8 protein-coding genes, 1 tRNA gene and 1 pseudogene are annotated in these 12,253 nt (G+C 60.2%); all 10 read left to right on the forward strand.

All coding sequences use genetic code 11. The features are described from left to right. Positions 1-98: 98 nt before the first annotated feature. The 10 genes and pseudogenes from dnaJ (at position 99) to V3W31_07535 (ending at position 12,141) form a co-directional block, all read left to right on the forward strand. Positions 99-1,211, forward strand: a complete 1,113-nt coding sequence (gene dnaJ / locus V3W31_07490) for a molecular chaperone DnaJ (GenBank protein ID MEE9614779.1) — start codon at positions 99-101, stop codon at positions 1,209-1,211. Beyond that, on the forward strand, positions 1,208-2,845 hold the full coding sequence (locus V3W31_07495; protein ID MEE9614780.1) for a penicillin-binding protein activator: 1,638 nt from the start codon (positions 1,208-1,210) through the stop codon (positions 2,843-2,845). The genes dnaJ and V3W31_07495 overlap by 4 nt, the downstream gene beginning before the upstream one ends. Positions 2,846-2,901: 56 nt before the next feature. Then, positions 2,902-3,270, forward strand: a complete 369-nt coding sequence (dksA, locus tag V3W31_07500) for an RNA polymerase-binding protein DksA (protein ID MEE9614781.1) — start codon at positions 2,902-2,904, stop codon at positions 3,268-3,270. 159 nt (positions 3,271-3,429) lie between these two features. Then, positions 3,430-4,431, forward strand: a pseudogene (gene galT, locus V3W31_07505) (galactose-1-phosphate uridylyltransferase). 142 nt (positions 4,432-4,573) lie between these two features. Then, complete coding sequence (locus V3W31_07510; protein ID MEE9614782.1) at positions 4,574-5,791, forward strand: ATP-binding protein; 1,218 nt, start codon at positions 4,574-4,576, stop codon at positions 5,789-5,791. Positions 5,792-5,825: 34 nt separating this feature from the next. After that, on the forward strand, positions 5,826-6,188 hold the full coding sequence (locus V3W31_07515) for a response regulator (protein MEE9614783.1): 363 nt from the start codon (positions 5,826-5,828) through the stop codon (positions 6,186-6,188). 15 nt (positions 6,189-6,203) lie between these two features. Next, a tRNA-Ala gene (locus V3W31_07520) sits at positions 6,204-6,279 on the forward strand. A 161-nt stretch (positions 6,280-6,440) separates the two neighbouring features. Then, the gene (locus V3W31_07525) at positions 6,441-8,264 is read left to right on the forward strand and encodes a hypothetical protein (protein MEE9614784.1); all 1,824 of its coding nucleotides are present in this window, start codon (positions 6,441-6,443) and stop codon (positions 8,262-8,264) included. A 2-nt stretch (positions 8,265-8,266) separates the two neighbouring features. Beyond that, entirely contained in the window at positions 8,267-11,521 is a 3,255-nt protein-coding gene (locus tag V3W31_07530) for a response regulator (GenBank protein MEE9614785.1), read from the forward strand. Next, positions 11,518-12,141 (forward strand): response regulator transcription factor, encoded by a 624-nt coding sequence (locus V3W31_07535; GenBank protein ID MEE9614786.1) that lies wholly within the window; start codon positions 11,518-11,520, stop codon positions 12,139-12,141. The genes V3W31_07530 and V3W31_07535 overlap by 4 nt, the downstream gene beginning before the upstream one ends. Positions 12,142-12,253: the final 112 nt, after the last annotated feature.

Here is a 12,253-nt window from a genome sequence, read left to right on the forward strand (position 1 = left end):
CCCTCGCTCGTGGCCGTTGCCAGGGTGGAAGAGAAGGGGGAAAAAGAGGGGGAAAAGAGTAAAAAGGAGTAGCACCCCGCCGGGGCAAGCAAGGGAAAATGGAAGATAGAGACTACTACGAGATACTCGGGGTAAGCCGGGAGGCGGACGACGCCGATATAAAGCGCGCCTACAGGAAGCTCGCCCACCAGCACCACCCCGACAAAAAGCAAGGCGACAAGGATGCCGAGGAGCGGTTCAAGGCCATAAACGAGGCCTACGCTGTCCTTAAGGACCCGGAGAAGAGGGCCCAATACGACCGCTTCGGCCGTTCCGGAGCGGGGGTGGGACAGGGGGACTTCGGCTTCGGCGTGGACTTCCAGGACTTCTTCAGCGACGTCTTCTCGGAGTTCTTTGGTGGAGGGGGGGGGGGGAGAGGGAGAGGACGCCCCCGCGCCGAGCGCGGCAGGGACCTGCGCTACGACATGGAGATAGAGTTCGAGGAGGCCGCATTCGGCACGGACCGGAAGATAAAGATACCCAGGACCGTACAGTGCTCGGCGTGCAGCGGAAGCGGCGCGAAGCCGGGCACCATGCCGACCACGTGCGTCACCTGCGGGGGGAGCGGACAGATGAAGCTCCAGCAGGGGTTCCTTAGCATATCCAGGCCGTGTTCGAGCTGCGGTGGGGCGGGGAGCGTGATCGAAAGCCCGTGCGGCGAATGCGCCGGCAGCGGACATATAAAGACGGCCAGCACGCTTACGGTAAAGATACCCCACGGCGTGGACACCGGCTCCAGACTGAGGATCGCGGGCGAAGGGGAGCACGGGACCCTCGGCGGCCCCGCCGGAGACCTCTATATTTTCATCTCCGTAAAACCGCATCCCATCTTCACGAGACAACAGGACGACGTAGTGTGCGAGGTTCCCATAAGCTTCCCCCAGGCCGCCCTCGGCTCGGAGATAGAGGCCCCCACGATCGAGGGGCCGGTAAAGCTGAAGGTCCCCGCCGGCACGCAGACGGGTAAGAGCTTCCGCCTGAGGGGCAAGGGTATCGCCTCGTCGGCGACCGGCAGGCGCGGCGACCAGCACGTAATAGTCAATATCGAGACCCCGTCCAAACTTAACTCACGGCAGAAAGAGCTCCTGAGGGAGTTCGCGAAGCTCGGCGGGGACGAGACAATGCCTAACAAAAAAAACTTCCTTGAGAAGGTGAGAGAGCTCTTCGAGTGAAGCGGGCAGCCGCCATAGCGCTGGCGATTTTCTTCTCTTCCGCCTCCCCCTCCTCCCCCTCGGCCGGGGGTTTTTGGACGAACGGCCCGCTCGGGGGCTTATGGCCGGACGGGGCCGCCGAGGAGCTTCTTGCCGGAATAATCGAAGGGCTGGAGCGCGACGGCGCCACGGACGACGGCGTGGAGAGGCTTCAAGAGTTCATCGAGGACTACCCGAGGGCGGACGTGACCGACGAGGCCCTCATAACGCTCGGGCGCATCTACATGGAGAGAAGGGAGTTCGAGGAAGCGCTCGGCCGTTACCAGAGGCTGCTCGAAAAGTTCCCCGCAAGCGCCTTCAAGGGCGAGGCGCTCTACGGCTTCGGATACTGCCAGTACCGGGCCGGGCGGCTGCGCGAGGCCAGGACGGCGCTCGACTCGGCCGTCTCCTACCCCGGAGCCTCCCTGGCGCTCAGGGCCAGGGCCCGGATTCTTTTGGAGATGCTCGCCTCCCCCACCCACCTCCCGGAGGAAGACGGGTCGCCGGAAAGCAAATCGCGAGATACGGCCATAGGGGTGCTGCTCCCGCTGAAGGGGAACTACTCGAAGTTCGGAGAAGAGGCGCTCAAGGGGGTGCTCCTGGCCGCAAACCTCTTCGGAGAGAGGGGAGAAGGGACGGGGTCGGTGGAGGTCGTCCTGCAGGATACGGGCTCGGAGTCCGCCTCCCCCAACAGGGCCCTGGGCGAGCTTTCCGCTAACTCGCGGGTGATGGGTGTCGTGGGACCGCTCCTGAGCAGGGCGGCGCAGAAGGTAGCCCGGAAAGCAGCGGAGGATAAGATCCCCCTCATCGTGCTTTCGCAGAAGGCAGGCATACCCGGGTTCGGCGACTATGTATTCCGGAACTCGCTGACCCCCGACCGCCAGGCCGTGGCCGTGGCGGCCTACGCCATCGAGACCCTGGAGGCCGAAAAATTCGCCATACTGTCGCCCAGAAACAGCTATGGCCGGGAGCTGGCGAGGCTCTTCAAGGAAGAGGTCCTCCGGCGCGGAGGCACGGTGGTGGGAGAGCTCTCTTACGCAACGGGCCAAAAAGACTTCGGCCGTGAATTCGAAACGCTCTTCGGTATAGAACAAAAGGTACGGATGGAGGGACGTAGGAGGGTGACCGAGTATACCTCCACCGTGGAGGTGGACGCCCTCTACATACCGGACTACCCGGAGACCATCGCTCAGATCGCGCCCTACCGCGCCTACTATAACGTAAAGGACGTACAGCTTCTGGGCTCCAACGGCTGGAACTCGCGAAAACTCATAGAGATCGCCGGCAGACACGTAGAGGGCGCGGTCTTCGCCGACGGCTTCTTCGCCGACAGCAACAGGGAAGGGACGGCGAAGTTCGTAAAAAGGTTCACCGAGGCATACGGCCACAAGCCCGGCATCCTGAGCGCCCAGGCATACGACGCCGCTATGGTACTCATATCGGCCGTCTCCGGAGACACCCGCTACCGGGACGAGGTACGGAATGCCCTGGCCGGGACCCGGTGGCCCGGCGGCGCCACCGGGGAGATGTCCTTCGACCCGGACGGGGAAACGGCAAAGGAGCTCTTTATCCTGACCGTCCGCAGGGGCAGCATTGTGGAGTTGCAGCGGCCGTAACAACGGAACAAATAGGGTTTACACAGGTATCTATTTCAGGTTATACTACAAAAGTTATGGAACAGACCAGACTGGAACAGTTCAGGGAACTCTTGAACTCCCGCCTCGAAGAGCTCTTAAGCGACGCGGAGAAGACCGTAAGCGGTATGAACAGGACCGACGAGGAGCACTTCCCCGACCCCACGGACAGGGCGGCCCACGAGACCGACAGGAACTTCACCTTACGGGTCAAGGACCGAGAGCGGAAGCTGCTGGCCAAAGTCAAAGAGGCGCTGGGGCGGATAGAGGAAGGGACCTACGGGATCTGCGAGCTCTGCGGCGAGGATATATCCGAGAAGAGGCTCAAGGCGAGGCCCGTTACCACCTATTGCGTGGAGTGCAAGAAGGAGGAAGAGGAGCAGGAAAAGCAACGGGGCCGCGCTTAAAAGGGCCTGCTGTTTCTCTCCCGCCGGCCGGATAAAGCAAAGCCGGAATCATTACTCTCCGCACTCCCCTGAGGTTACTGCCTGAGCTTACTGCCTGAGCTTACTGTATGATCCTCACCGTCACGTATCAGATAGAACCCTTTTCCCCATACGGATAAAACCATGCCTGAACTGAGAAAAGACCCGATTATCGGAAGGTGGGTGATAATATCCACCGAGCGGGGCAAGCGCCCCTCGGAGTTCGTAGTGACTCAACCGGCGACCAGGGGGGGGTTCTGCCCCTTCTGCCCCGGCAACGAGGGCAAGACCCCCCCGGAAATATCGGCCTACCGCAAGGACGAGAGCAAACCGAACACCTCCGGCTGGCACATACGGGTCGTGCCGAACAAGTTCCCGGCCTTGAAGGTGGAGGGCGGGCTCGACCGCGCCGGCGACGGCGTATACGACAGAATGAACGGGGTGGGCGCCCACGAGGTAATAATAGAGTCCACCGACCACAAGGACTCTCTCGCCACCATCTCGACCGGCCAGTTCGAGGAAGTGCTCTGGGCCTACCGGGACAGGATAATAGACCTGAAGAAAGACGACAGGCTCCGCTACATACTCATATTCAAGAACCACGGCGAGGCCGCCGGCGCCTCGCTCGAGCACACCCACTCCCAACTCATCGCGCTCCCCATCATACCCAAGAGGGTCGCCGAGGAGTTGGACGGCTCGCTCGAGTACTACAACTATAAAGAGCGGTGTGTTTTCTGCGACATAATCCGCCAGGAGCTTATGCACGGAGAGCGGGTCGTCACCGAGAACCAGGACTTCCTCGCCGTAACGCCGTACGCGCCCAAAGCCCCGTTCGAGGTCTGGATACTCCCGAAGGAGCACGAATCCAACTACGAGAACGCCCAGAAGCACCAGTACAAGAACCTCGCCCTTATATTCTCGGACATATTGAAGAGAATGGACAAGGTCCTCAGTAACCCCCCCTACAACTTCATCCTCCACACCTCGCCTATAAGGAACGGGGGGATACAGCACTACCACTGGCACTTCGAGATAATGCCGAAGCTTACCAAGACGGCCGGCTTCGAGTGGGGCTCCGGCTTCTATATAAACCCCACCCCGCCGGAGGAGGCGGCCTCTTTCCTGAGGGAGGCGAAGGTCTGAGGCAAGCCGCACGGCAGTCTTGATTGCGGATTACGGAGTTCGGATTGAGGAATAAAGGTTTAAAAGCAATTAGTTCGCAATCTGCAACCCCCACTCTGCAACCTGTTTGCCCCACCCTTTTTCCCCTAGGGGGGATTTACCTATGGGATACGACATCCTGGCCAAAGTCATAGAGGTTACGGACTCCTCCTCCGCCCTGGACAGGAAGCTCAAGAAGACGGCGAGGCTCGTTCTCGAAAGCTTCCCCTTTGACTCATGCGCGCTATATCTGCGGGAGGGGCGGCAGAGGCGCTTTACGCTCAAGGTGGCCGAGGGAGACATGAAGGGCCTTGTACGGTCCTACGGGGGGAGAAGCGGCATAGCCGGGCTGGCCGGGGAAAAGAGGGTTTTGGTCGAGGCGTATACCCCCTCGATAGAGACCACCCTGTGGAAGGGGGTGCGCGACGACGCGCTCGAGGGTTTCAGGGCCGCGGTCGTATACCCGATAGGTAACGGGGGGAAGCTCTACGGGCTGATATATTTGAGGGCCCGGAGGCAGCCGTCCCTTACGCCCAGGAAGCGAAAGTTGCTCGGACTCATCGCCCTGCAGCTCTCCTCGCTCTTGAAGGGAGAAGAGAACAGCCGGGGCGTAAGGGACGCCTGCCTCAAACTCAGGGAGTGCAAGATACGGCTCGTAAACGCCGAGAAGCTCATGAGCCTCGGTGAACTATCGGCCACGCTCGCCCACGAGATAAAAAACCCGCTCCTGAGCCTCGGCGGCTTCGCCTTGAGGCTCAGGAAGAAAATCGAGCCCGATTCGCCGCACATGCCCTACGTGGAGCAGATACAGAAAGAGGTCGCAAGGCTCGAGGACATAATGGACGGGATCCTGGGCTTCTCCGAAGAAAGGAAAATACGGTTCGAGAGGGAGGACCTCAACACGGTGGCCGAAGACGCCATAGCGTTCTTCACCGAGGCCTGCCGGAGCCATTCCATACGGGTGAAAAAGAAGTTCTGCAAGGGGCCGCTCCCCGTTATGGCCGACTGCCAGCAGCTGAGGATTGCCTTTGACAACCTCATAGCCAATGCGATACAGTCGATGGAAGGGGGAGGCACGCTCTCGGTCGAGACCTCCCGGAGAAGGGGCCTGGCCGTAGCGGAGGTGACGGACAACGGCGGGGGCATAGACCTGGAGATTATGGAGAACATCTTCAACCCCTTTTTCACGACAAAGGAATCGGGCACCGGGCTCGGCCTTGCCATAACACACAAGATAGTGACCAGACACAACGGGAGCATCGACGTGAAGAACGTGGAGGGAGAAGGGGTGACCTTCTCGGTAAAGCTGCCCTGCGGCTACGGGGCGACGGACAGGAGTTGACCCCCGTAAAATACGGTTTTAATCGGAGTTAGCCATGAAGAAAACGGTCCTGGTAGTAGACGACGAAGAGGGGATAAGGCTTCTATACAAGGAGGAGCTCGAGGAGGAGGGCTGCAAGGTGGAGCTTGCCGCCTCAGGGGAGGAGGCCCTTGAGAAACTTTCAAAGAACGGCATCGACCTCGTGCTCCTGGACATAAAGATGCCGGGGGTGGACGGGGTAGAGGTCTTGAGAATGGTAAAGGAGAAGTGGAAGGACCTGCCCGTGATCCTCTGCACCGCATACCCGCACTACAAGCACGAGTTCGGCACCTGGGCCTCGGACGCCTACATCGTAAAGTCCTCGGACCTCCGGGAACTGAAGGAGACCGTAAAGGAAATACTCGAAAAGAGGCAGTAAGTACCGCTTTATAACGGGGGGTTAGCTCAGTTGGGAGAGCGGCTGGTTCGCAATCAGCAGGTCGTCGGTTCGATCCCGATACCCTCCACCAAATTTATCAATAAAAAAAGGGGGTTAGCCTTGCGGCGGCCCTCTTCTTTTGTGTTACCAAATTGTCCCCACCCGGTTTACAACACGGAAAAACGCAGGTATAATCTACACATAGGCGTTTCACCGACAAAAGCTCTCCCCGGAGAGGGGAGGAGGTTCGTTTTGATAAAAAGGGCAAGAAGCTATAACAGGGAAAAAACACCGCTGCGCGTTCCGCTAATCATCATCTTTGCGCTCGCGGCCCTTCCGATACTCTTCGTCCCGGCCTCCGCCGGGACGCGCTACAGTAAAACACCGGACGACGTGTACGGCCTGGCCATGGTGCTGAAGGAACAGGTAAAGGCGCTCAGGGCTCGGGACGGGGTCGAGGTACCGTGGCCTGAACTGCAGCCACAGAGAGACAAGGCCTCGCGCCACGTCCTTCAGAAGGCCATCGAAGTCCTTACGAAGATAGGGCGGATCAGGGTCATAAAAGGGATGGGGGCCCTAGCCGTCCCCCCCTACCCCTCCAGAGACATCACGCCGGACGAGGTCCATGACATGGTGGAACGCCTGAGCGACGAGATGGACCTGCTGGTCAAGACCGGCGACAGGGGGGTAAAGAAATATGCCGGCAAGACCTCGGACGACATCTACCTCGAGCTCTGGGCCGTATCCCGCGCGCTGGACCCCGTGCTCGGGGTAAGGGGCTTTAACCCGAGTGATGTGTACTCACAGAGCGTACGGGTCATCGAAGAGGTCACGTTCCTCCGCCTGAGCCAGGGGCTGCCCCTGGACGTGGAGAGACCCGAGCTAACCGAGGGCAAACATCCGAACCACGCCCTTAAGGCGGCCTACGGACTGCTTGCGAGCATCTCCGGGGCGGAGCGGAACCTGTGGCTGCAACCGGCCGCGGTACCGGAAGTGCCCCGGCGCGTTATAGAGCCCTACGAGGTCTACGACGCCCTGCAGGTCGTCCTGGCGGAGATGCAACGCATAAAGTTCAGGCTCGGGATAGAGCGCAACTTCGAAAGCCCCCTCACCACGGAGCGCAAGACATCGGACGACGTGATACAAAACCTCGTCTGGGCCTCGCGGATGATGCCCGAGTTCCCGCCGGGAAGAGAGCTCAAGCAACGCGACCAAGCCCTGCTCGAGAAGACCCCCAACCACGTATACGCCATGACGGAGCACATTATCGAGGAGGTGAAGATATACCGCTCACTCCGGGGCGTTCAGACCGTACCGCGCATACCGCCCGAAGTGAAGGGGCTTGAGCCCATGCACGTCTACCAGAAGGCGCTGGAGTGCCTGGAGAAGCTGGCCCTCATACGGGTCCGGGATAAGCTCGGCACCATAACCGTGCCCTCGTACCCGCTCCGCGAGATTACGCCCACCGAGGTCTACGACCTCACGATCCGGCTCGACTATGAATTCGATATACTCTACAGGCAGACGGGCACGGAACCGGACTACGCCTACAGCGCGCTTAAGAGCTATACGGACAAGACCCCGGACGACGTCTACCGGAACATGTGGCGCATCTCTTACCTGCTCGACACCCTCATGGGCGGCCGCGGCTATACGCCGGATGACGTCTACGCCCAGGCAGAGATCATCGTAGCCGAGCTGGGCCTCATCGGCCGGAAGTTCGGCTACGATCTGAAGACCGCGACCCCGGCTTTACGCCCGGCCCTTGAGCCGAAGGACGTCCTGGCTAAAAGCCGCGAGGTGATAGACCTTCTAAATAAGGTGCAGAAACGGACGGGCCACTTAGAAGGCCCCGTACCCGACATAATAGTATCCGGGGAGGTAACGCCGAACGACCTCATTAACGAAGTCCGGCTGGTACACGCCGAGGTTATCCACCTGAAGGTGCACCTCGGCATCACCGAGACCCCGAAAATCCCGAAGCGGAAAGCCGACGGCAAGACCCCCGGCCACGTCTACGGGCTTATGGATAAGGCGGGCCGGATGCTCTCGAAGATGCTGAAGGGAGGGAACTAAATATGGTGCCCGTCAGGTTCAGCCTGCCCATGAAGATCGGGCTCATGGCCCTTCTCATCGCCGGCACGGGGATATTGAGCGTGGCCTACATGGCCTACCTCGACGCCGACGAACTTTTGCGTAAGCAGGCCATGGCGCGCCTTACCGGCGACCTGCAGGTCGAGTCCACAAGGCTTCAGGCCGCGTTCGACACCATGGCGGAGGACGCACTCTTCTTCTCCGAGGCCGAGTCCGTGTCGGGCCTCGTACGAGCCATAAGGGGGATGGGTTACGACGAGCAGGAGAACACCACCGACACCGTCTGGAAACGGCGCCTCGCCACGCTCTTCAAGACGGTCATGCAGCAGAGGGACGAGTACACGCAGATCCGGTTTATCGGTACGGCGGATAACGGAAGGGAGCTCACGAGGGTCGAAAGGCGGGGTGGGCTGGTCACGGCAACGTACGAGGAGCTGCAGGAGAAGGGGCTTCGCAATTACTTCCTTAAGGCAACCGCCCTCCCCCCGGGCGGGGTCTACTTCTCTGAGATAAACTTCAACAGGGAGCACGGGGAGATAGTATACCCGCTCCAGCCGGTCATGAGGGTCGCCACCCCGGTCTTTACCGAAAATCTCGAACTCTTCGGCATCATTGTGATCAACACCGACTTCAAGGCCCTGGTGGAGTCCTTCCTGCAGCCCCCGCCGGACAGGTACTACTTCCTTGGCAACGACCGGGGCGAGTACATCTTCCACTCCGGGAGTCTGGAGCAGCTCACCTTCGAGTTCGGCGAAGCCAACCGCCTGCAGGACGACTACCCGGTGAAAGACTTTTTCTCCGAAAAGACGGGTGACGACCTGACTATGAGCCTTGCCACCATTCAGACCGGGCTCGCGCTCCACAAGTTGCACTTCGACCCCTCCAAACCCGGAAGGTTCCTGGTGCTCGGGGCTTCGGTCTCTTACTCCGTGCTCGCGGAGGAGTCCGTGGCCTTCCTGAATAATCTCATCCCGCCGCTCCTGATAATAGCGGCGCTCATATCCTTCCTTGCGGCCGTTACGACCCGTTACGTCACCCGCCCCATAAGAAAACTTACGGTCGTCTCGGACCGTATCGCCTCGGGGGAGGAAGAGCTCGACATACCGCTGGCCGGGACCGACGAGGTGGGAGTGCTCTCCCGCTCGATGCACACGATGCTCGATCACCTGAGGAAGTCGCGGGGGGAGCTCCGCGAGCTGGCCGACTCCCTCGAAGTTCAGGTGGAAGAGCGCACCGCGGAGATCAGGAAAGAGGTCGAAAAACACAGGAGAACAGTGGCGGCCTTGAGGGAGAAGGAAAAGAGCCTTGCCGAGGCCCAACGTATCGCCCGTCTCGGGAACTGGGAGTGGGACATCGTAACGGGAGAGCTCCGCTGGTCCGACGAGGTATACCGTATCTTCGGCTTTGAACCCCTGGAGTTCGACGCGACATACAAGACGTTCTTAAGGACGGTCCACCCCGAAGACAGGGAGAAGGTATTGCAGGCCATAAGCACCGCGGTAAACGGCGAGAAACCCTATGCAATAGACCACCGCATAGTGCTCCCCGACTCCTCGGTGCGCACCGTGCACGAGCAGGGCGAGATATCCCGCGACGAAAACGGTGCGGCAATAAGGATGGTCGGGACGGTCCATAACATAACCGAGCGGAAAGCCGCGGAAGAGGAACTGAGGGACGCCAAACGCGCGGCCGAGGAGGCCAACCGGGCGAAGAGCGAGTTCCTCGCCACCATGAGCCACGAGATAAGGACGCCCATGAACGCCATAATAGGCATGGCGGAGCTCATGGCCCATACCGACCTCATAAAAGAGCAGCGGGAGTATACCGAGGTCATAAAGAACTCGGGCGAGAACCTCCTCCGGCTCATTAACGACATACTGGACATCTCCAAGGTTGAGGCGGGGCGGCTTGAGCTCGAGAGCACGGACTTCGACTTGAGGAAGCTCATGGAAGAGACCCGGGAGATGCTGGGCTTCCGCGCCCGGGCCAAGGGGCTCACCTTCACCCACCGCACCGGCCCGAAGGTCCCCAGGTACCTCAACGGCGACCCGAACCGGCTGCGCCAGATACTCGTAAACCTCACGGGCAACGCCATAAAGTTCACCCACAAGGGAGAGATAACCCTTGCCGCGGAACTGGACGAAGAGATACGCGGTATTACGACCATCCTTTTTTCCATCACCGACACGGGTATCGGGGTGCCGGGCGACACGAAAGATATAATATTCGAGAGGTTCTTCCAGGCCGACTCCTCCACCACCCGCGAGTACGGAGGCACCGGACTCGGCCTGGCCATAACAAAGCTGCTCGTCGAAAAGATGGGCGGGGAGATACTGGTCAAGGGCGCGGAAGGAGGAGGGAGCGTATTCCTCTTTACAGCGAAGTTCAAGGCCGGGAAGAAACCCATGGAAAAAACGAGGAAAGCCCATAAAAAACGGGGCCGGGGAAAACTCAAAACGCTCCAGATACTACTGGTCGAGGACGACGAGATAAGCAGTAAAGTAGCGACGCGGCTCCTCGAAAAGGAGGGGCACAGGGTCACGGTGGCCACAAACGGCAGCAAGGCGCTGGAGGCGCTGGAAGGGAAGCGGAATAAACCGGACGTCGTCCTCATGGACCTCAGCATGCCCGGCATGGACGGCTTCGAGGCGACAGGCAAGATCCGCGAAATGGAGAAGGAAACCGGCGGACACCTCCCCATAATAGCCCTTACGGCAATGGCCTTCGAGGAGGACAGGCGGAGGTGCATCGAGGCCGGCATGGACGGCTTCGTCTCGAAACCCATCCACGGGGATAAGCTCTTCGAGGCCATAGGGGAGCATATCCCCATAGCCGCTCCGAAGGCCTCCGGCAGCGGCGCACAGAAGGCGACCGGGAGGGAGGGGGGGGAGGGGGACGGAAGGTTCGACAGGTCCGCGCTCCTGGAAAAGATGGGCGGGGACGAAGAACTCCTTAAAGAGCTCGCCGGGGTGTTCATAAAGGAGTCCGCTGGTATAATGAAACGCGTAAAGGACGCGATCGAGAGCGAAGACAGCGACGCGCTCGAAAAGGCGGCCCACTTCATAAAAGGAAGGCTCGGGGCGCTCGGCTTCGTCGCGGCAGCCGAGAGGGCCTTGGTACTCGAAAAGCTGAAAACCACGGGAGATATGGTACGGGCCGGGGAGGAGTACGAGGCACTGGAGAAGGAGATGAACGCCCTTAAGCGTGGCCTTAAAAAACTCTTGAAGGAGGGAGAATGAAAGTACTGGTAGCCGACGACGACGCGATATTCCGCCGTCTTGTCGAGAGCAGCCTCAAGAAGTGGGACTACGAGCCGGTTACGGTATCGAGCGGGGAGGAGGCGCTTACGGAGCTTATGGCCGAAGACGCGCCGCGGCTCGCGATAGTCGACTGGATTATGCCGGGCACGGACGGGGTGGAGGTCTGCCGAAAGGTAAAGGGGGCCGGACTGAAAAACCCGCCGCACATCATAATACTCACGAGCAAGGACGAAAAGAGCGACCTGGTCGAGGCGCTCGACGCCGGGGCCGACGACTACATAACAAAGCCCTTCGACTTCGAAGAGCTCCACGCCAGGGTTGGCGTGGGCCGCCGCGTGGTCGAGCTACAGAGTACACTTTCGGACAGGGTGAAAGATCTGCAGAAATCCCTCGACCATGTAAAGCTCCTGCAGGGGGTCATCCCCATCTGCATGTATTGCAAGAGCATCCGCAACGACCGGGACAGCTGGGAGCGCATGGAAAAGTACATAATCGAACACTCGGAGGCCCAGTTCAGCCACGGCATCTGCCCGGACTGCATGGAGGCGCACCACGCCGAATATACGAAGGGGGGGGGAAAGAAGAAGGATGAGGCTTGAAGAACCCGCCCCCTACCTGGCCGCCTTCAAGTAGGACTTGACGCTCCTGACCCCCTCCGTACCCTTTGCGTGGGCGACGACCTTACGGAGTTCCCCCTTCGTGCCCACAAGC

This window comes from Thermodesulfobacteriota bacterium, from assembly GCA_036482575.1.
Classification (GTDB): domain Bacteria; phylum Desulfobacterota; class GWC2-55-46; order GWC2-55-46; family JAUVFY01; genus JAZGJJ01.